Origin of the sequence: Nocardia rhizosphaerae (genome assembly GCF_042650365.1) — a bacterium.
GTDB lineage: Bacteria > Actinomycetota > Actinomycetes > Mycobacteriales > Mycobacteriaceae > Nocardia > Nocardia rhizosphaerae.
Genome location: NZ_JBHSBA010000005.1, coordinates 34,557 through 58,973, shown reverse-complemented (window position 1 = coordinate 58,973; position 24,417 = coordinate 34,557). Strand labels below are relative to the sequence as shown.

The 24,417-nt window shown below is 69.0% G+C and carries 25 protein-coding genes and 1 other RNA gene; 13 read left to right on the top strand and 13 right to left on the bottom strand.

The features are described from left to right. Positions 1–76: 76 nt before the first annotated feature. Entirely contained in the window at positions 77–1,471 is a 1,395-nt protein-coding gene (locus ACFOW8_RS09960) for an acyl-CoA dehydrogenase family protein (protein WP_378548991.1), read from the bottom strand. A 131-nt stretch (positions 1,472–1,602) separates the two neighbouring features. Between ACFOW8_RS09960 and ACFOW8_RS09955 the strand changes: the two genes are divergently transcribed. Further along, positions 1,603–3,021: a glycosyltransferase family 39 protein gene (locus ACFOW8_RS09955; RefSeq protein WP_378548988.1), complete on the top strand. Its 1,419-nt coding sequence runs from the start codon at positions 1,603–1,605 to the stop codon at positions 3,019–3,021. 100 nt (positions 3,022–3,121) lie between these two features. Here ACFOW8_RS09955 and ftsX read toward each other — a convergent pair whose 3' ends face one another. From ftsX to prfB, 5 genes are all read right to left on the bottom strand, one after another. Then, positions 3,122–4,024: a permease-like cell division protein FtsX gene (gene ftsX / locus ACFOW8_RS09950; protein WP_378548985.1), complete on the bottom strand. Its 903-nt coding sequence runs from the start codon at positions 4,022–4,024 to the stop codon at positions 3,122–3,124. Further along, positions 4,024–4,713 (bottom strand): cell division ATP-binding protein FtsE, encoded by a 690-nt coding sequence (gene ftsE / locus ACFOW8_RS09945; RefSeq protein WP_378548982.1) that lies wholly within the window; start codon positions 4,711–4,713, stop codon positions 4,024–4,026. Before ftsE ends, ftsX begins: the two co-directional genes overlap by 1 nt. Before the next feature lie 71 nt (positions 4,714–4,784). Then, positions 4,785–4,934 carry a hypothetical protein gene (locus ACFOW8_RS09940; RefSeq protein ID WP_378548979.1) on the bottom strand — a complete coding sequence of 50 codons (150 nt, stop codon included), beginning with the start codon at positions 4,932–4,934 and terminating at the stop codon, positions 4,785–4,787. Continuing rightward, positions 4,921–5,814 (bottom strand): mechanosensitive ion channel family protein, encoded by an 894-nt coding sequence (locus ACFOW8_RS09935; RefSeq protein WP_378550673.1) that lies wholly within the window; start codon positions 5,812–5,814, stop codon positions 4,921–4,923. The genes ACFOW8_RS09940 and ACFOW8_RS09935 overlap by 14 nt, the downstream gene beginning before the upstream one ends. A gap of 140 nt (positions 5,815–5,954) precedes the next feature. After that, positions 5,955–7,073: a peptide chain release factor 2 gene (gene prfB / locus ACFOW8_RS09930; RefSeq protein WP_378548976.1), complete on the bottom strand. Its 1,119-nt coding sequence runs from the start codon at positions 7,071–7,073 to the stop codon at positions 5,955–5,957. Between the two features lie 348 nt (positions 7,074–7,421). Here prfB and hisN point away from each other — a divergent pair, with 348 nt between their 5' ends. From hisN to ACFOW8_RS09895, 7 genes are all read left to right on the top strand, one after another. Next, entirely contained in the window at positions 7,422–8,207 is a 786-nt protein-coding gene (hisN, locus tag ACFOW8_RS09925) for a histidinol-phosphatase (protein WP_378548973.1), read from the top strand. Between the two features lie 97 nt (positions 8,208–8,304). Then, on the top strand, positions 8,305–10,296 hold the full coding sequence (gene recQ / locus ACFOW8_RS09920; protein WP_378548971.1) for a DNA helicase RecQ: 1,992 nt from the start codon (positions 8,305–8,307) through the stop codon (positions 10,294–10,296). 62 nt (positions 10,297–10,358) lie between these two features. Continuing rightward, entirely contained in the window at positions 10,359–10,595 is a 237-nt protein-coding gene (locus tag ACFOW8_RS09915) for a hypothetical protein (RefSeq protein WP_378548968.1), read from the top strand. A gap of 170 nt (positions 10,596–10,765) precedes the next feature. Further along, a complete protein-coding gene (locus ACFOW8_RS09910) occupies positions 10,766–11,383 on the top strand; it encodes a YdcF family protein (protein WP_378548965.1) in 618 nt (205 codons plus the stop codon). A gap of 117 nt (positions 11,384–11,500) precedes the next feature. Further along, positions 11,501–12,442 carry an acyl-ACP desaturase gene (locus ACFOW8_RS09905; RefSeq protein ID WP_378548962.1) on the top strand — a complete coding sequence of 314 codons (942 nt, stop codon included), beginning with the start codon at positions 11,501–11,503 and terminating at the stop codon, positions 12,440–12,442. Between the two features lie 54 nt (positions 12,443–12,496). Next, positions 12,497–12,970 (top strand): SsrA-binding protein SmpB, encoded by a 474-nt coding sequence (gene smpB / locus ACFOW8_RS09900; protein ID WP_378548959.1) that lies wholly within the window; start codon positions 12,497–12,499, stop codon positions 12,968–12,970. Then, positions 12,967–13,830, top strand: coding sequence for a DMT family transporter (locus ACFOW8_RS09895; protein WP_378548956.1), 864 nt, complete (start codon positions 12,967–12,969; stop codon positions 13,828–13,830). Before smpB ends, ACFOW8_RS09895 begins: the two co-directional genes overlap by 4 nt. A 1-nt stretch (position 13,831) precedes the next feature. On the opposite strand, the gene ACFOW8_RS09890 is transcribed toward ACFOW8_RS09895, so the two are convergent. Further along, entirely contained in the window at positions 13,832–15,124 is a 1,293-nt protein-coding gene (locus ACFOW8_RS09890; protein WP_378548953.1) for an ABC transporter substrate-binding protein, read from the bottom strand. 225 nt (positions 15,125–15,349) lie between these two features. Between ACFOW8_RS09890 and ssrA the strand changes: the two genes are divergently transcribed. Together ssrA and ACFOW8_RS09880 are read left to right on the top strand one after the other, a co-directional pair. Continuing rightward, positions 15,350–15,720, top strand: a transfer-messenger RNA (tmRNA) gene (gene ssrA, locus ACFOW8_RS09885). 722 nt (positions 15,721–16,442) lie between these two features. Next, positions 16,443–17,177, top strand: coding sequence for a helix-turn-helix domain-containing protein (locus tag ACFOW8_RS09880; protein ID WP_378548950.1), 735 nt, complete (start codon positions 16,443–16,445; stop codon positions 17,175–17,177). Here the strand turns inward: ACFOW8_RS09880 and ACFOW8_RS09875 are convergent. The 3 genes from ACFOW8_RS09875 to ACFOW8_RS09865 form a co-directional block, all read right to left on the bottom strand. Beyond that, the gene (locus ACFOW8_RS09875; RefSeq protein WP_378548947.1) at positions 17,156–17,506 is read right to left on the bottom strand and encodes a helix-turn-helix domain-containing protein; all 351 of its coding nucleotides are present in this window, start codon (positions 17,504–17,506) and stop codon (positions 17,156–17,158) included. The genes ACFOW8_RS09880 and ACFOW8_RS09875 overlap by 22 nt on opposite strands. A gap of 122 nt (positions 17,507–17,628) precedes the next feature. Continuing rightward, on the bottom strand, positions 17,629–18,534 hold the full coding sequence (locus ACFOW8_RS09870) for an ADP-ribosylglycohydrolase family protein (protein ID WP_378548944.1): 906 nt from the start codon (positions 18,532–18,534) through the stop codon (positions 17,629–17,631). A 65-nt stretch (positions 18,535–18,599) separates the two neighbouring features. Beyond that, positions 18,600–19,742, bottom strand: a complete 1,143-nt coding sequence (locus ACFOW8_RS09865) for a serine hydrolase domain-containing protein (protein WP_378548941.1) — start codon at positions 19,740–19,742, stop codon at positions 18,600–18,602. 602 nt (positions 19,743–20,344) lie between these two features. Between ACFOW8_RS09865 and ACFOW8_RS09860 the strand changes: the two genes are divergently transcribed. Beyond that, the gene (locus ACFOW8_RS09860; protein WP_378550671.1) at positions 20,345–20,875 is read left to right on the top strand and encodes a reverse transcriptase domain-containing protein; all 531 of its coding nucleotides are present in this window, start codon (positions 20,345–20,347) and stop codon (positions 20,873–20,875) included. A 63-nt stretch (positions 20,876–20,938) separates the two neighbouring features. Beyond that, positions 20,939–21,811, top strand: coding sequence for a hypothetical protein (locus ACFOW8_RS09855; RefSeq protein ID WP_378548938.1), 873 nt, complete (start codon positions 20,939–20,941; stop codon positions 21,809–21,811). Here ACFOW8_RS09855 and ACFOW8_RS09850 read toward each other — a convergent pair. From ACFOW8_RS09850 to ACFOW8_RS09840, 3 genes are read right to left on the bottom strand one after another with little or no spacing between them, the layout of a single operon-like run. Continuing rightward, positions 21,789–22,646, bottom strand: coding sequence for a DUF1266 domain-containing protein (locus tag ACFOW8_RS09850; protein WP_378548935.1), 858 nt, complete (start codon positions 22,644–22,646; stop codon positions 21,789–21,791). The two genes, ACFOW8_RS09855 and ACFOW8_RS09850, sit on opposite strands and share 23 nt — an antisense overlap. Positions 22,647–22,705: 59 nt before the next feature. Then, positions 22,706–23,044, bottom strand: coding sequence for a YnfA family protein (locus ACFOW8_RS09845; protein WP_378548932.1), 339 nt, complete (start codon positions 23,042–23,044; stop codon positions 22,706–22,708). 19 nt (positions 23,045–23,063) lie between these two features. After that, entirely contained in the window at positions 23,064–23,525 is a 462-nt protein-coding gene (locus ACFOW8_RS09840) for a YiiD C-terminal domain-containing protein (protein ID WP_378548929.1), read from the bottom strand. Between the two features lie 149 nt (positions 23,526–23,674). Here ACFOW8_RS09840 and ACFOW8_RS09835 point away from each other — a divergent pair, with 149 nt between their 5' ends. Next, positions 23,675–24,361 carry a DUF6597 domain-containing transcriptional factor gene (locus tag ACFOW8_RS09835; protein WP_378548926.1) on the top strand — a complete coding sequence of 229 codons (687 nt, stop codon included), beginning with the start codon at positions 23,675–23,677 and terminating at the stop codon, positions 24,359–24,361. The last annotated feature ends 56 nt before the right edge of the window (positions 24,362–24,417 follow it).

Sequence of the window (24,417 nt, the reverse complement as noted above, 5' to 3'; positions counted from 1 at the left end):
GGAGCGAAGCGACTGAGCGGAGGAGGGAAGAATCGAGGCCTGAAGGGCCGCGAACCCGCGCGCGCCAGCGCGCCAACTACACGAGCACCACGCCCTCGGCGACGCCGACGGCTCGCAGGTCCCGGTACCAGCGCTCGACCGGGTGTTCCTTGGTGAAGCCGTGGCCGCCGAGCAGCTGCACGCCGTCCAGACCGATCTGCATGCCCTTGTCGGTGGCCAGCTTGCGGGCCAGCGCGGCCTCGCGGGCGAACGACAGGCCCTGCTCGGCGCGCGAGGCGCCGCGCAGCGTCACCAGCCGCAGACCGTCGAGCTCGATCGCCATATTGGCCACCATGAACGCGACCGCCTGGCGGTGCGAGATGGGCTCGCCGAACGCCTCGCGCTCGTTCACGTAGGGGACCACGTAGTCGAGCACGGCCTGGCCGGTGCCGATGGCCAGCGACGACCAGCCCAGGCGAGCCAGCTGCACGGCGTCGGCGTATTCCTCGGCGCGGGCCTTGGCGTCACCGTCGCCGAGTACGGCGTCGGCGCCGACGGCCACGTTGTCCAGGATCAGCCTGCCGAGCCCGGCGGCGCGCAGCCCCATGCTCGGATCGGCCTCGACCGAAAGGCCCGCGGTGTCGGATTCGACGACGAACAGCGCGGGGCGCCCGTCCAGTTCGGCGGCAACGATGAACAGCTCGGCGTCGGCGGCGGCCGGGACCAGGCTCTTCACGCCGGTGAGCCGGAAGCCGCTGGGGGAGCGGGTGGCCTTGGTCTGCAGCGCGAACGGGTCGAACAGCGCGCGCGGCTCGGCGATGACCACCGAGGCCTGCGGCACGTTCTCGCCGGTGAAGGCGGGCAGGTAGGTCTGCTGCTGCGCGTCGGTGCCCCACTGCGAGAGCGCGACGGCCACGCCGCTCGGCGCGAGGATCGGCAGCGCCAGTCCCATGTCACCGTGCGCGAGGGCCTCGGCCACCAGGGAGTTGGTGACGGCGCCGCGCTCGGCGGCCGCGCCCTCGAGCTCCTCGGGGACATTGATCAGGGTGATACCGAGTTCGGCGGCCCGCTCGAGCAGATCGCGCGGTGCCTTGGCCGCGTTGTCGGCGTCGTAGGCGGCCGGGCGCAGGATCTCACCGGCGAACTCGCGCACGGTCTCGACGATCATCTGCTGCTCGTCGGACGGAGTGAGGTCGAAGTAGTCCTTGGTCTTGGCCTCGTTGTCGGGTAGCCGCTTGGGCTGGCCGCCGCCGGTGACCTTGGCGAAGGTGCGGGTGGCGGCGCCGAGGGTACGGAACCCGGTCTTGGTGCCCTCGTAGGTGACGCGTTCGATGGGCTTGCGCAGGTTGTACTTCTCGGCGAGCTCCGACCCGGTAATGGTCGTCAAAGCGCGCATCGCGGCGCCCATCCAGTCCCGCTTGGGCTGGCTGAGGCCGACCGCGGACGTGTCGTTCGGACGTCGCTTCGTCGCGCTGTCTCGAGTGCTCATCATCACCTGATTTCCTCGGCTGTCCGGGGTGCTTGTGACCCCAGCTATCTTACTCCTCGGTAAGACTATCTTACTCCAGAGTAAGAAGCTCGTCGATGTCCGCGAAATCCCGGGATCCGTGTCAGTCTGGACGAGTGACCGTGATCGCGTCGGTTTTCGCCCTGGTTCTGTTGATCACTTCGTCGCGCTACGGATACCACCGCGACGAGTTGTATTTCCTCACCGCCGGTCGGCACCTGGACTGGGGGTACCCCGATCAACCACCGCTGACCCCGGCACTGGCCCGCCTGATGTCGGCCGTCGACCCCGATGCGCTGTGGGTATTGCGGCTGCCCGCGATCGCGGCGGCCACCTTTGTCGTGGTGTGTGCCGGGCTGCTGGCCGGGGAACTGGGTGGTGGCAGGGGCGCGCGGGCGCTGGCGGCGGGTGCGGTGGCGGCCGCGGCGCTGACGCAGACGGCGGGTCATCTGTTCGGGACCACCGTGTTCGATCTGGCCGCCTGGTCGCTGATCTGTCTGTTGGTGCTGAAGTTGCTGCGCGGCGCCGACCCGCGGTGGTGGCTCGCGGTCGGTGTGGTGGCCGGACTCGGGGTGCAGAACAAGGTGCTGATCGTGGTGCCGGTGGTCGTGCTCGCCCTGGCGCTGCTGCTGACCGGGCGGCGAGAAGTCTTCGCCACCAAGTACTTCCCGGCGGCGATCGGTATCGCAGCGGCGCTGACGGCGCCCTACCTGTGGTGGCAGGCGAGCAACGGCTGGCCGCAGTGGACACTGAGCCGGGCGATCGCGGGCGGTTCCTCGGGAACCTCCGATTCGCCGATCATGTTCGTGCTCTTACAGTTCGGGCTGTTCAGTCCGTTGCTGGTACCGCTGTGGGTCTACGGGCTCTGGCGGTTGTGGCGCTCACCGTACCGGGCCTTCGCGCTGGCCTACGTCGTGCTGTTCGTGCTGTTCGGCGTCGTCGGCGGCAAGGCGTACTACCTGGGCGGGATGTATCCGGTGCTGCTGGCCGCCGGGTCGGTCGGGCTCGCCGCGGTGCTGGGCGAGCACCGCGTGCGCTGGGTCGCGGTCGGCGCGCTGCTCGCGGTGAACGCGGCCATGTCGGCGGTGCTGTTCCTGCCGGTGTTCCCGGTCGCCGATCTCCCGGAAACCCCGGTCCTCGCGGTGAACTACGACGCGGGCGAGACCATCGGCTGGCCCCGGTTCGTGGCTCAGGTCGCGGCGGCCCGCCCGCCCGGCGCCGACATCCTCACCGCCAACTACGGCGAGGCGGGTGCGATCGAGCGCTACGGCGCCGAATACGGTCTGCCGACTCCGTATTCGGGTCACAACGCCTACTGGTGGTGGGGCCCGCCGCCGGATACGGCCACCGAAGTCCTCACCGTCGGCATTCCGCACGATCGGCTCGTCGCACTGTGCGCCACGGTGGAACCCCTCGGCACCATCGACAACGGCCTCGGCATCGACAACGACGAACAAGGCCAACCCCTCGCCCTGTGCCGCGATCCCCTTCAGCCCTGGTCACAGCTGTGGCCACACCTGCGCACGCTGGGATGATCCAACTGGACCGTCGATCACCAGGCTTTCCTGGCGGCGTCGGCCGAGAAGGAAAATCCCTGAGCGCCTGATGATCAACTGTCCAGGGTGGTCTTTCGGCCTACTCGCGGACGTAGAAGCGCAGGGTGAGGTAGGCGGTCACCCCAGCGAAGACGATGCCGATGGGCGCGATCGTCAACGCGACCACCGCGATGTCGTCACCGGTGATGCGCGGGAACACATTGCTGTCGAACAGCGGGCCGAGCGCGCGATCGATCACCAGCGGTCGCGCGATCACCAAGCCGAGAACCGCCAGCACCGAACCGGCGAACGCCGCGACCACCGCCTCCAGCAGGAACGGCAGCTGGGTATACCAGCGGGTCGCGCCGACCAACCGCATGATGCCGACCTCGGTGCGCCGCGTATACGCGGCGATCTGCACCATGTTCAGCACCAACAGCATCGCCGCCAGCGCCATCACCAGCGCCAACCCGAACGCGGCGTTGCGCAACCCGTCGAACAGGCTCACCAGGCGGTCGACGAACTCCTTGTCGTTGGCGACGATCCGCACGCCCTGCCTGGTCGCGAAGCTGTCGTAGATGTGCTGATACTGCTCGGCGTCGGTCATCTTCACCCGCAGCGAGGCAGGCAGCGGCGAGTCGGCGATGTACTGCACCATCTCCGGCTGGTCGGCGAACAGCTCCTTGGCCTCCTCGAGCGCGTCGGCGCGATTGAGGAACTGCACACTTTCCACCCCGGAGGTGGCCTTCAGGTCGGCGAGCAGCGACTTGCACGGCTCGGCCGCGCAGTCGGGGTCGGTCTCGGACACGGCGTCGTCGAGGTAGAAGCGCACCTCGAGTCTGCCGATGAAGAAGTTCTCGGTCTTGTCGGCCATCCGCACCGACAGCATGCCGCCGCCGAGCATCATCAGCGACACCGCGGTGGTCAGGATCATCGCGATGGTCATCGTCAGATTGCGGCGCAGACCGTCGACGATCTCGGTGAACAGGAAACTCAGTCGCATTATCGCCCCACCCCGTAGACGCCGGTCGCCTCGTCGCGCACGAGTCTGCCGTGGTCGAGTTCCACCACCCGTCTGCGCATCGAGTCGACGATGTGGTTGTCGTGGGTGGCCATCAGCACCGTGGTGCCGGTGCGATTGATCCGCTCCAGCAGCGACATGATGTCGGCGCTGGTGTCGGGGTCGAGGTTGCCGGTCGGCTCGTCGGCCAGCAGCACCAGCGGCCGATTCACGAACGCGCGCGCGATCGCCACCCGCTGCTGCTCACCACCGGACAGTTCCGAGGGCAACCGGGTGCCCTTGCCGCCGAGCCCGACCATGTCGAGCACCTCGGGCACGGTGCGCTCGATGAATTGGCGCCGCTTGCCGATCACCTCCAGCGCGAACGCCACATTCTGCTCCACCGTCTTCTGCTGCAACAGCCGGAAGTCCTGGAACACGCAACCGATGCGCTGCCGCAACTTCGGGATCTTGCGCCCCGGCAACCGGTCCACCCGGAAGTCGGCGACCCGTATCTCGCCGGTGGTCGGCGTCTCCTCCTTCAACAGCAACCGCATGAAGGTCGACTTCCCCGAACCGGACGGGCCGATGATGAAGACGAATTCGCCTTTGTCCACCTCGACGGAGACATTGTCCAGCGCCGGCCGCGTCGAGGTCTTGTACGACTTGGTGACGTTGCGCATGGTGATCACGGGGAGCCAGTCTAGCCAGCTACCATGCCCGTGACCTGGCCGGTGACGGCGTCGGCGAGGCGCGGGCGAGGCTACGGCGCCGGGCGGACCATGGTCGGGACGGCATCGAGCAGCGACACCGGACCGGCATCCTTCGGGTCGGCGGGCTTGGCGAACACGTACAGCACGAACGTCGACATCCAGACGGCGAGCAGAACGGCCGTCGACTTACGAAGTTTCACCGACGTGCGCAGCTTGATCGGACTGTGGAGTTTCACTGATTCCTTCCCTGCGCAGGGCTGCCGCCACACGCGCGCGCAGCTCGCGCCGCACATCGAATTGCTTGCCCGGCAATGTGCGGGCAACCAGCCGGATGTTCATCACATCGAGTGAGAGATCCTCCACGCCCATCACCGACGGCTCGTCGAGCAGCAGCGGCTTCAGGCGCCGGTCCTGGAAGGCCTTGGCGCACACCTCGTGCAGGATCTCGTTGATCTTGTTGATATCGGCCTTGGCGGACACCGGAACGTCGATGGCGGCGCGCGCCCAATCCTTGGACAGGTTGGTCACTTTCACAATCTGCCCGTTGGGGACGGTGATGACCTCGCCGTCGGAATTGCGCAGGGTGGTGATGCGCAATGTCACGTCCTCCACCGTGCCTTCGGCGGGGTCCGGCGAACCGAGGACCGCGATCTGCACCACGTCACCGAAGCCGTACTGGCGTTCGGTGATGATGAAGAACCCGGCCAGGATGTCCTGCACGATGCGCTGCGCACCGAAGCCGAGCGCGGCGCCGAGCACCGCCGCAGGGGCGACCAGGCCGGTCACCGCGAAGCCGAGTCTGCGCAGCACCTCCATGCCGACCAGCACGTACACGATGGTCAGCACCACCCAGGTGATCACCTGGGCCAGGGCGTGCCGATGCTTGGCCGCCTCGGTGCGGACCAGGGCGTCGCTCGACCGGAATCCCGCGTCGATCCTGGTGGTCACCCGGTCGCGCAGGAACGCGGCGAAGCGGCCGAACAGTACCGCGCCGACCACGAGCAGCACGATCTCGAGCCCGCTGGAACGCAACCAGGCGGTGATCGTCGGTGCGGTATCGATCGCGAGGACGCCGCTCACCGCGCCGACCCGGCCGGGCAGGGGCGGGGCGGACACTGGCACAGTTCCGGATCGCTCGAACACACACCAGAAAGGTTACAGCGCGGTCACGGTGCCCGGTCAAACGCGAGGATCGTCACACCGGGCGAGCGAACAGATGGCTACGCGTCGGCCTGTTCCCGCATGCGCCAACGGATTCCGGACTCGATGAAGGTGTCGATGTCACCGTCGAGCACGGCCGACGGGTTGTTCACCTCATAGTTGGTGCGCAGGTCCTTCACCATCTGATACGGGTGCAGAACATAGGAGCGCATCTGGTTGCCCCACGACGCGCCTTCGTTGGTCTTGAGCGCGTCCATCTGGGCCCGCTCCTCCTGCCGCTTGCGCTCCAGCAGCTTGGCCTGCAGCACCCGCATGGCCGAGATCTTGTTCTGCAGCTGCGACTTCTCGTTCTGGCAGGTCACCACGATGCCGGTGGGGATGTGGGTCAGGCGCACCGCCGAGTCGGTGGTGTTGACGCTCTGACCACCCGGACCGGAGGAGCGGTACACGTCGACGCGGACATCGCCGTCGGGGATCTCGATGTGGTCGGTGGTCTCCACCACCGGCAGCACCTCGACCTCGGCGAAGGAGGTCTGGCGGCGGCCCTGGTTGTCGAACGGACTGATCCGCACCAGCCGGTGCGTGCCCATCTCCACCGAGAGCGTGCCGTAGGCATAGGGCGCCTTCACCGCGAAGGTCGCGCTCTTGATGCCCGCTTCCTCGGCGTAGGAGGTGTCGTAGACCTCGACGGAGTACTTGTGCCGCTCGGCCCAGCGGATGTACATGCGCATCAGCATCTGCGCCCAGTCGGCGGCGTCGACGCCACCGGCACCGGAACGAATATTGACCAGCGCGTCACGCTTGTCGTATTCGCCGGAGAGCAGGGTGCGCACCTCCATCGCCTCGATGTCCTCGCGCAGGGTGGCGCGCTCGGCGTCGGCGTCGGCGACGGCCTCCGTCGCGGCGGCGCCCTCCTCGGCCTCGGCCAGCTCGTAGAGCACCGGCATGTCCTCGAGCCGCTGGCGCAGATCCTCCACGCGGCGCAGTTCGCTCTGCGCGTGCGAGAGCTCGCTGGTCACCTGCTGGGCGTGCTCCTGGTTGTTCCAGAGCTCGGGATCGGCCGCCTGGTGCTCCAGCTCGTCGATGCGGCGGCGCAGCTCCTCGACATCGAGGACCGACTCGACCGTCTTGAGCGTGGTGTCGAGTTCGGCGAGGTCGGCGATAACGTCAGGATGCACGATGTCCAAGGTTACCGGTCGGCTCCGACACCACGAAACACCCGCCTCAGCTCGCGATGGCGCGCAGCCTGCCGGGACGGCGCCCGAGCAGGCGATCCAGCGCGGACGCGCTCGCCTCGTCGGCGGGGAGCAGGACATCCAGCGACTGGTCGGGTGCGCCGCGGGACGCGCTCTGCGCAAGGCCGTGTGTGCCGTGCGGGCGGCAGACGGAGGAGGCAGGACGGAGTGGGAAGCGGAGCGGTGGCGTGGGCCTCGCGGCGGCGGGTGCTGATTCGATCCGGCGCCGATGCTCGCGGTGGAGGCTGGGCGCTCGGGCCAAGGGCCTGCCGTGCCCATACACTTCCCTTCGTGGCCGCATACTCCGCTGACCTGGACCTTGCCCTGCGACTGGCCGACGAGGCCGACGCGATCTCGAAGGTGCGTTTCGGCGCCGTCGACCTGAAGGTCGATGCGAAGCCGGACCTGACCCCGGTCTCGGATGCCGACCTGGCGGTGGAACAGATGATCCGGCGGGTGCTCGGCGCGGAACGACCCACCGACGCGGTGCTCGGCGAGGAGTTCGGTGGGGACGCGGAGTTCACCGGGCGGCAGTGGGTGGTCGACCCGATCGACGGCACCAAGAATTTCGTCCGTGGGGTCCCGGTGTGGGCCAGCCTGATCGCCCTGCTCGAGGACGGTGTCCCGGTGGTCGGCGTGGTCAGCGCGCCCGCGCTGGGCAGGCGGTGGTGGGCGGCCGCCGGGTCGGGAGCCTGGGCGCAGGTGCATCCGGGAGCGCCGAAGCCGATCTCGGTGTCTGCGGTGGGTGGCCTGGATTCGGCGAGCCTGGCGTTCTCCAGCCTGTCCGGCTGGCGCGAGCGGGGGCTGCGGGAGAAGTTCGTCGACCTCACCGACGCGGTGTGGCGGGTCCGTGGATACGGCGATTTCTACAACTACTGCCTGGTCGCGGAGGGCGCGGTCGATATCGCGGCCGAGCCGGAAGTGTCGCTGTGGGACCTGGCCGCCCTCGACATCCTGGTCCGTGAGGCCGGTGGCACGTTCACCTCCCTGGACGGGCGATCCGGTCCGCACGGTGGCGACGCGGTGGCCAGCAACGGCCTGCTCCACGACGAGGTCCTGGCCAGGTTGCGCGCCTGAAATCGAGTTGTCCACATGTGAGGGAATTCCGGTGAACGCCGCCGTCGGGCCCGGCGGAGGGGGCCGCGCGACCGGCGCTCGCTCGTAGGATGGCCCGGTGAGCAATTCCGGCGCCACAGCACCCGATGTCGAGGACTTCCCACCCGAGGACTTCCCACCCGACGACGCGTACCCGTCCGACGGTGGCTACGTCTCCGAGCACGATTTCGACGACACCGGCGGCTTCCACTTCGACGATCTCGCCCCCGCCACCCCGGGCCGGGTGGCCGCCCCTTCGCGGCCGGAAACCGCCGAGGAGGTGCTGCGCCGGGTCTTCGGCTACGACAGCTTCCGCGGCGATCAGGCAGCCATCGTCGACCAGGTGGTCAGCGGAGGCGACGCCCTGGTCCTGATGCCGACCGGCGGCGGCAAGTCGCTGTGCTACCAGGTGCCCGCCCTGGTTCGCCCCGGCGTCGGCGTGGTCGTCTCCCCGCTGATCGCGCTCATGCAGGACCAGGTCGACGCGCTGAGCGCGCTCGGCGTGCGCGCCGGTTTCCTCAACTCCACCCAGTCGCCGGATCAGCGCCGCACCGTCGAAGCACAGTTCGTGGCAGGCGAACTCGACCTGCTCTACCTCGCGCCGGAAAGACTGCGCCTGGAATCCACGCTGCGCCTGCTGGATCGCGGCACGGTCGCCCTGTTCGCGATCGACGAAGCGCACTGTGTGTCGCAGTGGGGCCACGATTTCCGCCCCGACTATCTGGCGCTGTCGCTGCTGCACGAACGCTGGCCGCAGGTCCCGCGCATCGCGCTCACCGCGACCGCCACCGAGAAGACTCGCGCCGAGATCGTCGAGCGGCTCGATCTCGGCGGTGCGAAGCAGTTCGTCTCCAGCTTCGACCGGCCCAACATCCAGTACCGGATCGAGTCGAAGAACCGGGCCGATCGTCAGCTGCTCGATTTCATCCGCACCGAGCACTCCGGCGACGCGGGCATCGTCTACTGCCTGTCCCGCAACTCGGTGGAGAAGACCGCCGCGATGCTCAACGAGAACGGCGTGCGCGCCGTGCCGTATCACGCGGGCCTCGACAACCGTACCCGCGCCGAGAACCAGGCCAGGTTCCTGCGCGAGGACGGCCTGATCGTGGTGGCCACCATCGCCTTCGGCATGGGTATCGACAAGCCCGATGTACGTTTCGTGGCCCACCTCGATCTGCCGAAATCGGTGGAGGGCTACTACCAGGAGACCGGCCGCGCGGGCCGCGACGGGCTGGCCTCCACCGCGTGGATGGTCTACGGGCTCGCCGATGTCGTGCAGCAGCGCAAGATGATCGACTCCAGCGAGGGCGACGCCGCGCACCGCCGTCAGCTCCAGCTGCACCTGGACGCGATGCTGGCCCTGTGCGAGACGGTCGGGTGCCGTCGGGTGCAGCTGCTGAACTACTTCGGCCAGTCCGGGCAGGCCTGCGGCAACTGCGATGTGTGCCTGAATCCGCCGCAGACGTGGGACGGCACCATCGCCGCGCAGAAGCTGCTGTCGACGGTATTGCGGCTCAAACGTGAACGGGGGCAGTCGTTCGGCGCCGGTCATCTCGTCGACATCCTGCTCGGCAAATCGAATCCGAAGGTCACCCAGCACCGGCACGACGAGCTGTCGGTCTTCGGCATCGGCACCGACCTGCGCGACACCGAATGGCGCGGGGTGGTGCGCCAGCTGCTCGCCGGCGGACTGCTCGCGGTGCAGGGCGAGTACGGCGTGCTCGCGCTGACCGAGGCGAGCAACGAGGTGCTGTTCGAGGGCCGCAAGGTCCCCATGCGTCGCGAGCCGGAGCGCGCCGCGCGCCCGTCCCGCGCCCCGAAGAGCGCCAAGGCCGCCGCGGATCTGCCCGCCGCCGACCTGCCGCTGTTCGAACGGTTGCGGGCCTGGCGCGCGGCCACCGCGAAGGAGCAGGGCGTGCCCGCCTATGTGGTGTTCCACGACGCGACGCTGCGCGAGATCGCCGCGCGCAAGCCGGGTTCGCTCGCCGAGCTGGGTTCCGTCGGCGGCGTCGGTGAGAACAAGCTGGCCAAGTACGGGGAGGGGGTGCTGTCCACCCTGTCGGGGGAATAGCCACCGGCACACACGAAAAGGAACCCGCGACCAATCGTGCGGTAGCGCGATACTGTCGAGGCATGGCTAACGGCGAAGACTCCGACGGCGAGGCGTCGGGTGGGGGAAGTGCTGCTGGCGGTGACGAGCCGCGAGCGCCGTTGCCGCACCGGCACATCGACCCCGTCGTCGCCCCTGCACTGCTCGGCAGCAGACGTGGCGTGGTCCATCGCGGACGCCCACGCTGGTCCACGATCGCGTTGATCCTGCTGTTCGCCTCGGCCCTGGCGCTGTATCTGTTCCTGCGCCCTGGCGGCTGACCCCGCGACAGGCGGAAACTTTGCGATGCCGCGCCCCAGCACCGGCGCTGCCCACATGTGAGCTGTCGTAACCGCAGGTCAAAGCCCTTCCCGCGGTGTGACTCCCCGCGCACCCTTGGCCTCCTGGCGACCGATCGAGCCGATCGGTCCAGTTTCCGGGAGGCGACGCGATGGTGTGGGAGAAGTGGGCGATGCGAGGGGTGTGCGGGGTGCTGGCCGCGGCGGGATTCGTCTGTGCCGCACCACAAACCGGCAACGCCGAACCGTCGATACCGCCCGCGGTGCGGGATCTGCAGCGGGTCATCACCCCGGATCTGCCCGCCACCTACGGCGCCGACACCGCCGTGGTGATCCTCGGCTACGGGCTCACCCCGGAGGGCACCCTGCGCACGGAACTGGTCCGGCGCCTGCGGGCCGGTCTCGTGCAGGCGATGTTCGCGCCGTGGTCGCCGGTCATCGTCACCGGCGGCAATCCGCGCGCTGGACTGAGCGAGGCCGACGCGATGGCCGACTGGCTGGTGTCGGCCGGACTCGACCCGGCCCGGATCCTGCGTGAGCCGCACGCGGAGTCGACGGTCGCCAATGCCCGCAACACCGCGGTCCTGATGGCCGAACACGAGCTGGCGGACGCGGTTCTGGTCACCTCAAGCGACCACATCGACCGGGCCAGGGCCGCGTTCCTCGATGCCGGGGTCACCATCGCGGGCGAGCTCACGCCCGACCGCACCCCGTGGCCTGCGCTGCCGCTGCGGATCGATCAGTTCGGTCCGGGTCTGCCCCCGGCATAGCCGCGTCGGCACTGAGCTGTGAGCGCACACAAGTTTTCGTCATGTGCGCGACCGCCACCGGGTCGAGCGCTCATGGTTGGCGCAGGGGACCCGTCCGCAACACCGAGGTGAACATCCATGACGCTGCAGCTGTCCGACCGCGACATCCTGGCCGAGCTCGAGCCCGTCGCCGAGGCCAATCTCGACGACCACCTGACCAAGGCCAAGGACTGGCACCCGCACGACTACGTGCCGTGGGACGAGGGCCGCAACTTCGCCGCCATGGGCGGCATCGACTGGGACCCCACCCAGTCCCGGCTCAGCGAGGTCGCCAAGGCCGCGATGATCACCAACCTGCTCACCGAGGACAACCTGCCCTCCTACCATCGGGAACTGGCCGACACCTTCGGCCTCGACAACGCCTGGGGCACCTGGGTCGGGCGCTGGACCGCCGAGGAGAACCGGCACGGCATCGTCATGCGCGACTACCTGGTGGTGACCAGGGCCGTCGACCCGGTGGCGCTGGAGCAGGCCAGGATGACGCACATGACCGCGGGCATCGCCAAGCCGGAGAAGGGCTCGCAGTTCCTCAAAGGCGTCGCCTACGTCACCTTCCAGGAATTGGCGACCAGGATCAGCCACCGCAATACCGGCAGACTGTGCGAGGACCCGATCGCCGACCGCATGCTGGCCCGCATCGCCACCGACGAGAACCTGCACATGGTCTTCTATCGCAAACTGTGCTCGGCCGCCCTCGACCTCACCCCCGACGCGAGCATGCGCGCGATCACCGACGTGATCCTGCGTTTCCAGATGCCGGGCCTCAACCAGCCCAACTTCCGCCGCAACGCGGTCCTGCTGGCCAAGCATGGCGTCTACGACCTGCGGCAGCATCTGGACGTGGTGCTCGCGCCGGTCCTGCGGACCTGGCGGATCTTCGAGCGCTCCGATTTCGGCGCCGAGGGCGAACGCGCCCGTGACGAACTGCACGTCTATCTGACCGAACTCGAGATCAAGGCGTCCCGCTTCGAGGAGCAGCGGGATCGGGCACTGGCCCGCGCCGCTGCCCGTGCGAGCTGAGGGCGCGGTGGCCTCGGAATAAACCGGTGGCGCGGTCACTTAGAGTTGACCGTTATGAAGGAAAAGGGCAGGAAGGTCATCGCGACCAACCGCCGCGCGCGGCACAACTACACGATCCTCGACACCTATGAGGCGGGGATCGCGCTGGTCGGTACCGAGGTGAAGAGCCTGCGCGAGGGCAAGGCCTCACTGGTCGACGCCTTCGCGACCGTCGACAACGGCGAGGTCTGGCTGCGCGGCCTGCACATTCCCGAGTTCAGCCACGGCACCTGGACCAACCACGCGCCGCGGCGCACCCGCAAGTTGCTGCTGCACCGGCGCGAGATCGAGCATCTGGTCGGCAAGTCGCGCGAGGGCAACCAGACGCTGGTGCCGCTGTCTATGTACTTCTCCGACGGCAAGGTGAAGGTGGAACTGGCCCTGGCCAAGGGCAAGCAGGACTACGACAAGCGGCAGGACCTGGCCCGCAGGCAGGCCGAGCGTGAGGTCACGCGTGAGATCGGTCGGCGGGTCAAAGGCATGCGTTGATCTCCGTTCTGCTCGCCCTCGTGGCGGCGACGGGGTACGGAGTCAGTGACTTCTTCGGCGGCATCGCGGCACGGCGGGTCACCGCGCTGCGGGTGGTCGTCGTCTCGTACCCGTTCTCGGTACTGCTCGTTGTGCTGATCGCGCCGCTGGTCGGCGGCGATCCCGATCCGGCGTCGATGCTGTGGGGGCTGGCCGCCGGGGTGGCCAGTGGCCTTGCGGTGTGGTGGTTCTACGCCGCGCTCGCCGACGGCCCGATGTCGGTGGTGTCGCCGGTGACGGCGGTGCTCGTCGCCGGGATCCCGGTGGTCGCCGGGTTCTTCCTCGGCGAACGGCCGGGTCCGGCGGCGGTGGTCGGAATCGCGCTGGCGCTGGTGGCGGTGGTGCTGGTGAGCAGGGAGGCACCCGACGAGACCACCGAGGAGATCATCGGTGGGCGCAGGCTGCGGTTCAGCCGCCGGGTCGCGCTGCTCACCGTCGGATCCGGTGCCGCCTTCGGCTTCGCGTTCTTCTTCCTGCACGAGACCGAGCCCGGCGCCGGGCTCTGGCCGCTGCTCGGACAGCGTGCCGCCGCGACCGCCGTGGTGTGGATCTCCGCGCTGGCCGCAGGCGAGTTCCGTGGCCTGCACGGCGAACCGCTGCGGCTCGCCCTGTGGGTCGGCGTGCTCGATGTGATCGCCAACGCCGCCCTTCTCTACGCCTTCCACGGCTCCATGCTGTCGGTCGTGAGCGTGATCGGTTCGCTGTATCCGGCGGCGACCGTGCTGCTGGCGATGGTTCTGCTCGGTGAGCGGATCGGCGCCACCCAGAAGGTGGGGATGGTGCTCGCGCTCGCGGCGGTCGGACTGATCGCCGCGAACTGAGTTACAGCCGCGTGCAGGGCTCGTTCAGATTCAGTTTGTCCAGCGTGTCACCCTGATAGCCGACTTCGAGCGCTCTGGCGCCCATCGGCGCCTGCGCGTCCGGCTCGAACACCGACGACCACTCCACTGCCGGGTCGGGTCCGGCCGCGCCCGCGGGATGGATCGCGACCATCCCCTCGCCGTCCGGCTCGAGGCCGACGATCGTGCGGCGCAATCCGGCGCGGGTGAGCTCGCCGTCGTCGGCGGCCGCGGTGAGCAGGGCCTCGAGCGGGTAGGAGATCGCCCAGCCGAGCGAATAGCCGAAGTTGGCCGGTTCACCGTCGATGGCCGCGCGGGCGTGCTGGGCGCCGAGACTGTTGCCGCTCCAGCTGTCGACCGGGGTGGTGTAGTTGTAGAGCGCGGTGAGCGCGGGCGCCGCCGCGGTCTGCAGCAGCGCGGCGTTCCAGGTGGGCAGGGAGCCGAGGAACCGGCCGGTGTAGCCCGATTTCACCAGCTTGCCGACGATCTCGGCCGTCTCCGCCGGTCCGGTCGCCAGCATCACCAGATCCGGGTCGGCGGCCAGGATCTCCTCGACCGGTCCGTCCTGATTGCCGACTTCCCCGTTGGGTCCGGTGTCGATGCGGTCGGCGATGGTGGCGCCGTTGGCGATCGCCCACTTCAGCGCGCCGCTGGCGTAGTCACCGCCGTAGTTGCCGCGGTAGGCGACCACCGCGATATTGCGCGGTGCGTAGTGGGTGCCGGCGAACCAGTCCAGTCCGGTCACCGCCTCGGTGCAGTAGGAGTAGCCCGCGCTGAGCACCAGGTTGCGGTCGGCGCTGCGGTAGTTCCAGCCCGACCACTGGGTGGCGGCCACGCTCACCATGTCGTCGTCGTCCATCTGGTTGAGCATGGCGATGGTCTGGCCGGTGCCGAAACTCATCGCCAGCGCCAGCACGTGCGGCTCGATCTCGGTGTAGGCGGTGCGGTGGGTGCGCGGATCGAGCGAGGTGTTGCGGGTGTAGGTGGTGATGTCGATGTCGTAGCCGCCGATGCCGCCCGCCTCGTTCACCGCGTTCCAGAACGCCAGCTGCCCCTCGTTCATCGAGGCGCCGAGCGCGGTGAACGGACCGTTCGCCAGATCCGACAGCACCCCTAGATAGATGCATCCCCGGTCTTTGTCGACCGCGCCGGGACAGGGGGCGCTGGTCACGCCGGGAGCCTCGCCCGGCCCATCCGAGGAGCAGGCCGCGGTGAGGACCAGACCGGCGGCGACGGGAATCGCCGCGGCGCGCCGCAGCCGACTGCTGAATGCCATCAGGTAACTCCTTGTTCCAGCCGCACCAGGGATCACGCTCGTCCCGAACCGGCCGAACGAGAACAGTACCCGCCCGCACCGGCCCTGTTGCGCCGATCTCACAACTCCGTACCGTGTGGTTCGCTGCGGTGTCACAACAACGCCACCGGGAGCTGGCAAAATAATGGGAAGAATCCCGGCATCGGGAGTGTTAACATGACTAGCCCGCAAGGTGCGGGCACGTACGGGGCTGAACGGTTTCGACTGCGTACGTTGATTCAGGGGAAGCGTGTCGGTGCAGGCAAGAGACCACCGTAAGCGTCGTTGCAACCAATTAAGCGCCGATTCCAATCAGCGCGAGTACGCCCTCGCTGCCTAAGTAGCAGGCGTCTCTGTCAGACCGGGTTCGTCCCTCGACCCGGATCCTGGCATCAGCTAGGGGGACTTACCGCTAGGGCCGGTCGCGGGTCACGGCGGAACATGCAACAGCGACTGGGATCGTCATCCGAGCTTGTTCGCGAGACCCGGAGATCCAAGTAGAGACACAGCGAACTGCACACGGAGAAGCCCTGAAGACGCGGCGGAGGACCCGGGTTCGATTCCCGGCAGCTCCACTCGAGGCCCCCGACCTGATAGTTACAGGTCGGGGGCTTTTCTCACGCCCTGACGACTGATCGGGAATCGCTCGAGTCGGCCAGTACCGACACCGTCGGCCAACTCGAGTGTTGGGCGGGCTGATCGATCGGGCCACCCCGAGCTGTGGGCGTGCCGGTCACGCTGGGCTGTCGCCATGTCGGCACCCGGTGCCGGTTGTTCGCATGGCTCAGGCGCCACAGCGGCGAGCGCGGCGAGCGCATCGGCGTCGAGCTCAGCGAGTTCGCGCGGTCTGCTCGCCGCTCACATCGACCCGTTCGTCGGGCGCGGCACGATCCGGCCGGCTTCAACGAGCGTGTCCCACGCTGCGGCCTTGCGCGGGCACTACCAGCGCTCGCACGTCCGGTGCATCTTGTAGCACCCGGTGCGCCAGCTCGTGAGTCAGCGGCTCGCCCGGCGTGGTGTGATCGAGCACCGGCGACGGGCCGCCCTGCTGCTCTGCTTCGGCGGCCAACCGCGCCAAGATGTCCCACACGGTCGGCTGCTGCGATTTCTGCCCCCACATGACGAACCTCTCTGCCGTGGCTGGATGCTCGACCCGGCGCCGGAGATTTCGCGGCGTCCGACGCCGGGGAGCACTGCCAACACTGCCGGGTGGCGATGTGCGTGCGCGACGACGACCACGGCGTCAATCGGCCCCTATTCGGGGCGACATTTCGGCGTCATTCGCGTTACCGTTGCAGGCATGGGGAGCACACCGAACACGGCTCTGCGCGCCGCACGTACCGCCCGGATCATGAGCCAAGACGACCTTGCCCGCGCACTGCGCGACGCAGGATGCGTCAGCGCCACCAAACGCCTTGTGCAGCGGTGGGAATCCGGCGCCACCACACAGCCGAGGCCGAGCCACGCGCGTGCGCTCGAGCAAGTTATGGGCCTGCCGATCGAAACCCTTGGGTTCGGCATCGTGCGCGCAGGCCGCGAAGTGGGTGGCAGCCTCGACCGAAGTCACGACGTCGAATCACCGATCGGCGTGACGTCCTCGGCCGCGGTTACCGCCGCCCGCGCGGTCGGGGACTACTCCGGCGTGTGGCTGTCGCGGTACGAGTACTACTCCAGTGGGCGCGACTCATCGTTCACCGTGGCGCACTACGCCGTCGTGCTCCAGCATGGGAGCCAGGTGACCGTCCGTAGCCTGCCCGGATCGTCGCCGTCGACGATTGAGCTGGACCTCTCCCTTGACGGCAGCGTCGCCACGGGCACCTGGGCCGAACGCACCGCCGTGGACGGCTACTACCGCGGCGCCCGCTACCACGGTGCCCTTCAGTTGCTCGCCGACCCGACCGGCAACCGGCTGGCCGGGAAGTGGCTCGGCTTCGGTAAGGACTTCGAGATCAACTCCGGTCCGTGGGAACTGGTGTTGCAGAACCCGAGCACCAGCAAGGCCACGCTCGACACTTACCAGCGTCCGCCAGAGTAGGTCGGCGCTGCCCATGTCGACGTTCGGGTGTAGTCGGCGTCAAGGGAGATGTCGAGGGTGGCGGCGAGTGCGTCGGCGAGTCTGGCGAGCAGGGGAAGTGTCGGCACGGTGTCGGAGCCTTCGATACGCGAGATCTTGGCCTGGGTCAGGCCGACGCGTTCGGCGAGGCCGGATTGGGTGAGTCCGAGTTCGGTGCGGCGGTCGTAGACGGCTTCGGCCAGTGCCATGGAGAGCTGGATCGCGCGGCGGGTCTCGGCGATAACTTCAGGTTCGGTGTAGCCCTCGGTGAGTTTGCGTTCCCGGAGGGTCTTCCAGCGTGTGTGGCTCATCGGTCCAGTTCTTGATGGGCGGGTTCGGACCTCATCGCCGAGGTATCGGGCGAAGGGCGGACGTGTTCCGGTACCCATGGCGGCCTGAGTCGAGCGGCGATGACGAACCGGTGGCTATCTGGTCAGCGGATCGCCCAGGACGGGAGGGGTTCTCGGGCGGCGAGCCAATCACCGGGTATGCCCTTGACATCGGCGCGGTTTCCGATGCCGGTGTGCGCGGCCACGATTCCGCCGACTATCGCTGCGGTGGTATCCGCGTCCCCGCCCGCTTCGACGCACGCGGTGATGGCGGCCGGGTAGTCGTGCAGGTAGCCGGCCGCCGCCCAGAGGGCGAACGGGACGGTGTCCTGCGCGCTGACGCGGGCACCGTTGCCGAGTTCGTACGCCGCCTCGGCGACACTGTGTCCGAGCAGCTCTCGGGCACGGCGAATCCCCGAGGAGGTGCGCCCGTCGATCAGGTAGGGGTCGACGGCGGCTAGTAGTTCTGCTGGTGTGCTGCCGGTTTCGCGGGTTGCTGCGGCGTGCGCGGCCGCGACGGCCACGGCCATGGCGCCGAGTATCGCCTCGGGATGCCGGTGGGTGATCTCGGCGGACCTGGCGGCTTGAACGGCGGCAAGGTCGGGTTTTCCGGCGAAGTGGGCGCCGAGCGGAGCGACACGCATGGCCGCGCCGTTGCCCCACGAGCCGTGTCCGTCGAACACGTCCCCGGCCGCTTCGGCCCATGGTCGTCCATCACGGATCTGATGCAGGACGACGACGGTTCCCGCGCCGTAGCCGCGATAGGGCTCGCACCGGTCGGCGAAGGCCGCGGCGAGTGCGCTTCGGTCGATACTGCCGTGGGTGCGGATCTCGGCGTGCACAGAGCAGGCCATTTCGGTGTCGTCGGTCCACGGCCACGGGCCTGCGGGTGGTCGTCCGGCGAGAAGATCGGGAACAGAGCTGCCGGGAACGAAGAATTGGGCGCCGAGTGCGTCGCCCACGGACAGGCCGTCGAGGCTGTCCTGAGCTGGATCGGGTCGATGTTGCATACCGGTGTCATCCTGCCAACCGTGGTCGGTTACGGCAATGGACGCGGTGCGCAGGATGTCGGTCCTCACCCACCCGGAACGGCCGGTGGGCGGTCGGGGACGAGCAGGCCGGCCAGCGCGGTGCCGATGGGGATGGCGGTGTTGTCGCTGGGGGAGGTGGGGCCGGGGGTGGTGTAGACGATGATCGTGGTGGTGGTGCGGGTGTCGTGCAGGGCGACGCCGAAGTAGCCGCCGTAGGACGGGTTCATGTAGATCCAGTCGGCGAGATGAAGGACGCCGAAGGCGAAATACCGGTCGGGGGTGAGCGGGCCAAGCCCCGCGGTGGAAGGGGCCATCATCTGGTCGAACTGCTCGGGGGTGAGGAGTTCGCCGGTGGCGAGGGCGCGTACCCAGCGGCCGATGTCGGCGACGGGGGCGTTCATGTTGCCGCTGTGCAGGAAGGCGGTGGGATTCCAGAAGGTGGAGTCCTCGAACAGGTTTCGCTCGTTGGTGTAGCCGTGCAGGTACGGTGCGTCGATCACCGGGTCGAGGACCACTTCGCTGGCGCGCATGCCGAGTGGGTCGAAGATGTGCTCGGCGAGCAAGGCGCCCAACGGTTTCCCGGTGGCGTTCTGCAGTACCTCGCCGAGAACGACGAGGTCGCTGTGCGCGTAGGCCCAATCGGTGCCCGGCTCGAACACCGGTGGGCGCGCGGTGGCGCGGTCGAGGAGTTGCGCGGCCGTCCACGCCCGAATCGGGTTCTCCTCGAAGATCTTCAGGAACTCCGGCTCGGTGACGTAGTCGGCGATACCGGAGGTGCTGTTGGCGAGCATGCGCGGGGTGATGACGTCGGCGCGGGGGAAATCGGGCAGCCAGCGCGCGATGGGCTCGTCGAGATCCACGACGCCCTCGCCGTCGAGCCGCCACAGCACCGTGGACAGCATCGGTTCCATCGGCTGACCCACCCGCACTCGCATATCGGGCGTGGCCGACACCCCGACGGGTGATTCGCCGAGCGCGCCGAGCGCGATCTGCTCGCCGCCGCGCCACACACCGTAAACGGCGGACGTGAGGTCCTGCTCGGCCACCCGCGTGCGCACGATCTCGGTGATCGGCCCCGCTTCGGGATTCACCGGGGCCGTGGATCGCGTGTCGTCGTCGGAACCGCAGGCGGCGACCAGGCCGAGCAGCAGCGCGACGGTCACGCACACCCGGCCCGCTGCGCTCATGACGGCGATCCTTCCCTCGGGGGAAACGCACCGATCAGCGCCTCTGAATGTACTCCGAAGCACCGGTCGGCAACAGTGCCGCGAACTACCGGCCCGTCCCGGTGGCGACGGCGGCGGCCGGTGTGCGACAGTGACGCGATGCGGCGGGTGCGGGGCGAGGAGGGGTCGGTACGACCCGGCTCAGGGGTAACCCCTGGGTGTGCACGGTCAGCTGGGCACAGCGTCTGGGGCCAGGCGGCACGCTACGCGTGCTTCGTGGCACCGTGGACGAAGGATTTCGGTCGCCTCGCATCCGTCGCGTCCCGATGAGACTGCTGTCGGCCGACCAGGCGGCCGAGTTGGCGTGCGGTTTCGCTGAATCTGACGCCGGCCGAGCTGGAATGGTTCGCCGACCGCGGACAGTGGTTGCGTCGCGCGTCGCAACCGTTGTCGCACTATCGGTATCGGCTGCTGCCGAAGGCGCGCGGGGTGCGCTTGGTCGAGGCGCCGAAGGTGCGGCTGCGCGAGATCCAGCGCCGCGTCCTGCGGCACTGTCTCGACGGCATTCCCGCGCACCCGGCTTGTCACGGATTCGAAAAGGGCTGTAGCGCCGCCACCTTGAACTGCGACGCCTCACCCCGACGCAGCGCGCTCTGCTCACCGCCCGCCACCTCCCACAGGGCGCGCCGACCTCACCGCGGCTGGCCAATCTCGTCGCCCGCGGCCTCGACCGCAGGCTCACCGGCTACGCCGGCAGACACGGGCTCACCTACACCCGCTACGCCGACGACCTGGCGTTCTCCGGCCCGGCGAGCACCGATGTCGACCGCCTGGTGTGGACGGTCACCCGGATCGCGCGCGCGGAGGGCTTCACCGTCGGCCCCGACAAGACGCTCGTCCGTCGCGCCCACCAGCGTCAGACCCTCGCGGGCCTGGTCGTCAACACCAGACCCGCCGCGCCCCGCGACCAGTACGACGCCCTGCGCGCCCTGCTGCACAACTGCCTGCGCACCGGCCCGGCCGCCCAGAACCACGCCGCCCACCCCGATTTCCGCGCCCACGTCTACGGCCGGATCGCCTGGATCGGCGAAACCAGCCCCACCCGCCGCGCCAAGCTCCTCGCTGCCGCCGCCCGCGTCGACTGGACCGCCTGAGCGCGGGCGGGTGCGAGGGCGTCAGTAGGATCCTGCCGAGCGGGGGCTGGCCGGGAGGTGGCTGTGATCGAGGTGTGGGGTGCGCGGGTCGCGGTGCGGTATTCGGACGGGCGGCTGGTGACGACGCCGCTGCGGGCCGATGACGAGGCGGCAATCGATATCGGTGTGGCCGAACTGTCGCGGATCGCGCTCGCGGCCACCGACGGTGACCAGCTGGCGCTGCTGCTGTTCCTGCGGTCCGCGCGGGCAGGCGAGGACGGGGTGCCGGCGGATCGCCATCCGGTGCCGGTGTTCTTGGAGACCGGGGTTCGGGCCGAAGCGCAGGTGCTGGTCCGCGCGGTGGAACGGGATCTGATCGGGTTGCGCCGGATGTTCCCGCCGCGACCGGATCTCGTTCCCCCAGCACCGGTTCCGGGCCCGGTCGGCCCGCTGCGACCCGATGTCACGATGGCGGCACGGCGCAGCGACGCTGCCGGGCTCGAGATCGAGATCCTGCACGGGTGCGTCCACACGGACGAGTACGTGCTCGACGTGGGCCGGGCCGCGCACGGGGGTGTGCGGGGGCTGGTCGCGGTCACCACGCTGCGGCTGCTGTTCATGGCGGTGTCGGCGGTCTACGAGCTGCCGCTGGCGGTCGTCACCGGCGCGGAGGTGCGTGGCGCACCGGGGAATCCGATGGCCCTGCACGTGTGGGGAGCGGGCACGGAGCTGGACTTCCTGGACTGGGCGCCAGGCGAGGTCGGCCGGGTCGGCGAGGCATTGCGGCTGGCCTGCGAGATCGAGCACGCCGACGGATCGATCGCGCCCGCCACCCCCACCTCGGCCGAGCTGTTCGGCGAATGGCAGCTGCTGGTGGAGCGCCGGAAGCTGGGCATGGTCGCCGACGAGCTGTTCCGGCGGCAGGCCGTCGGCATCATGCTGGCGCTGCCGGGCTGAACACCGGCGCGCCAGGATGCAGTGCCACCCGCCGCCAAGGACTCGACGGGCGCAGATGCAGGCCGGCCAGCATTCGCCTGCGCTCGGCGATCTGCGTGCTCGCCGAGGACAGGTCCTGCGTCGCCGTCCAGAAGATGGCACCGGTGAGGAAGCCGTCACCGAATTGCCGCCAGTTGCGATAGTGCTGACGCGCCCGGTCGAGGCCGCTCAGCAGGTGCTCCCAGGCCTCGTCCTCGGTGAGGTAGCCCGCGGTGTTGGCCGCGCGGGCGATGAACACCAACCGGGCCAGGTCCCAGGCGGTGGCGTCGGCTTGCAGCGGGAGCGGCAGGGTGTCGGTGATACCGAGCTTGATGGCCTGTAACCACGCGTCGTAGTCGCGGTCGATTCCCGCCGGTCCGCGGTAGCCGCGGAAACCGGAGACGGTGTGCAGGAATTCGCGATGCTCCTCGGCGAGTCCCGCCCGGTCGACCCGACCGGCCTCGGTCGCCGCCGCCACCGCCAGCGGGTGGACGAGCTCGAACAGCGGCGCGTGCATGCCGACCAGCAGCCTGCGGATGGTGTCGCGCGCGTCCTCGGCGTTGTCGACACCCCACGATTCGTGCAGTCCTTCGATGGCGGTCTCGCGCCGGGTGGCCGGGCTGTCGTCTTCCTCGGGCAGGAAGGCGACCCCGTCGCAGTACGCGCCCCAACTGCGGCCGTAGTAGGCGCCGACGGCCAACGCGGCGATCCGGTCGTCGTCGAGTGCCGCACCCGACCACACGTCGGGTTCGTCGTCGATATCGAGGCCGGGAAAACCCGTGACTCGCGGCCGCCGCGCCGAACCTGCCGGTTGCATGGAGCCACCCCTGTCGCCGAGTGCGAATCGTTGTGGGCGCCGATCTTACGACTGCCCGGTCAGCTCACGACGCGCGGTGCGTACATGATGATGCCGACGCCGACCAGGCATACCGCCGCGCCGATGACGTCGAAGCGGTCCGGCCGGAACCCGTCGACGACCATCCCCCACGCCAGCGAACCCGCGACGAACACCCCGCCGTAGGCGGCGAGGATGCGACCGAAGTTCGCGTCCGGTTGCAGGGTGGCCACGAACCCGTATGCCCCGAGCGCCAGCACGCCTGCCCCGATCCACAGCAGACCGCGCTGCTCGCGCACACCCTGCCAGACCAGCCAGGCGCCGCCGATTTCGGCGGTGGCGGCGAGCAGGAACAGCACGATCGAACGCAACACGGTCATGCCGGCAGACCCTAGGACGTCAGCGTCCGAACGCCCGCAGTTGGTACACGCCGCGGGTGGTGGCGATGGTGGTGCCGTCGGTGTCGGTGACCACCGCCTCCAGCACGAAATCGGCCTTGCCGCGTTCGGCGGCCTCGGCGCCGACCCTGACGATCTCGTCCTCGGCGAGGGTGGCCTCGGCGCGCAGATCGGTGCGCGCCATCGCGCGGAAGGCGATATCGAACGACTTCACCAGCGGATAGAACGCCGAGGTGTCGAAGGTGCCGGCGGTGATCGCACCGCCGAGCACCTCGGCGACGGTGAACTGCACACCGGCGTAGATGGCGCCGAAATGGTTGCCGTTGCCCTCGATCGGCACCGTGGTCACCGCGTGCCCGCGCCCCACCTCGACCGCGCGTACTCCCATCGAGGCGGCCGCCGGGATCGTGGCTTCGATCGCCATGTTGACCATGTCGACCAGCGAATTGTCGTCCTCGGACATCCGGTGTCGTTCCCTTCGCAGAACGGGACAGCGCTGTCCCGGCACGCAATCCCCGTCCAGCTGGACGGGTGATCCAAGAGTAGCGGCGGCCCTCGCGGCTCCGGACGGCTTCGGTCTACCTGTCGGTAGGCGGCGCTACCGTCGAGGGCGTGGTGGACTATCGGGAACACATAGCGCGGCTCGACCGGGCCGTGATCTGGACGCGAGAATCGCCGCCGGGCCCGGTCACCGTGTTCCCCGACGGGTGTATGGACCTGATCTGGACCGAGGGCACCCTGCTGGTGGCCGGTCCCGACAGCCGCCCCTTCCACACCGTGTCCGGGGGCTCGGAGTACGTCGGCATCCGATTCGCCCCCGGCGCCGCGCCCCGGCTGCTCGGCCTCCCGGCGAGCGAACTGCTGGACCAGCGTGTTCCGCTGGCCGATGTGCTGCCGTCGCGCCAGGCTCGCGAACTGGCCGCCCGGATCGACGACGCGCCCGACCGCGAACACGCGCTGGAAACGCTCGCGATGCGGCTCGCCGCCGACGCGGGTCGCGCCGATCCGGTGCCCACGGCCATCGCCGACTTCATCGCTGCCGGCGCGACCGTGGCGGAAACCGCTGCGCGCGTGGGAATTTCGACCCGGATGCTGCACCGTCGGTCGCTGTCGGCCTTCGGCTACGGCCCCAAGATGTTGGCTCGAGTTCTGCGTTTCCAGCGAGCGCTCGCGGCCTTGCGCACCGGCCTGCCCGCGGCGGAGACCGCGGCCGTCACCGGGTACGCCGACCAGGCTCACCTGTCCAGGGAGTTACGTGACCTGGCCGGATGCTCGGTCCGCAGCCTGCAAACCGGCTGAGCCGCCGCTCGGCGCCCGGAAAGTCGCATTCGGCAACACCGCGGTAAAAAGTTATG

Coding starts and splice junctions, on each gene's coding strand:
- ACFOW8_RS09880 (WP_378548950.1), top strand. CDS start 16,443: ATGGGGAGCACACCGAACACGGCTCTGCGCGCCGCACGTACCGCCCGG.
- ACFOW8_RS09840 (WP_378548929.1), bottom strand. CDS start 23,525: ATGTCCGAGGACGACAATTCGCTGGTCGACATGGTCAACATGGCGATC.
- ACFOW8_RS09850 (WP_378548935.1), bottom strand. CDS start 22,646: ATGCAACCGGCAGGTTCGGCGCGGCGGCCGCGAGTCACGGGTTTTCCC.
- smpB (WP_378548959.1), top strand. CDS start 12,497: ATGAAGGAAAAGGGCAGGAAGGTCATCGCGACCAACCGCCGCGCGCGG.
- ACFOW8_RS09865 (WP_378548941.1), bottom strand. CDS start 19,742: ATGAGCGCAGCGGGCCGGGTGTGCGTGACCGTCGCGCTGCTGCTCGGC.
- ACFOW8_RS09845 (WP_378548932.1), bottom strand. CDS start 23,044: ATGACCGTGTTGCGTTCGATCGTGCTGTTCCTGCTCGCCGCCACCGCC.
- ACFOW8_RS09960 (WP_378548991.1), bottom strand. CDS start 1,471: ATGATGAGCACTCGAGACAGCGCGACGAAGCGACGTCCGAACGACACG.
- ACFOW8_RS09915 (WP_378548968.1), top strand. CDS start 10,359: ATGGCTAACGGCGAAGACTCCGACGGCGAGGCGTCGGGTGGGGGAAGT.
- ACFOW8_RS09870 (WP_378548944.1), bottom strand. CDS start 18,534: ATGCAACATCGACCCGATCCAGCTCAGGACAGCCTCGACGGCCTGTCC.
- ACFOW8_RS09910 (WP_378548965.1), top strand. CDS start 10,766: ATGGTGTGGGAGAAGTGGGCGATGCGAGGGGTGTGCGGGGTGCTGGCC.
- ACFOW8_RS09905 (WP_378548962.1), top strand. CDS start 11,501: ATGACGCTGCAGCTGTCCGACCGCGACATCCTGGCCGAGCTCGAGCCC.
- ACFOW8_RS09875 (WP_378548947.1), bottom strand. CDS start 17,506: ATGAGCCACACACGCTGGAAGACCCTCCGGGAACGCAAACTCACCGAG.
- ACFOW8_RS09890 (WP_378548953.1), bottom strand. CDS start 15,124: ATGGCATTCAGCAGTCGGCTGCGGCGCGCCGCGGCGATTCCCGTCGCC.
- ftsX (WP_378548985.1), bottom strand. CDS start 4,024: ATGCGACTGAGTTTCCTGTTCACCGAGATCGTCGACGGTCTGCGCCGC.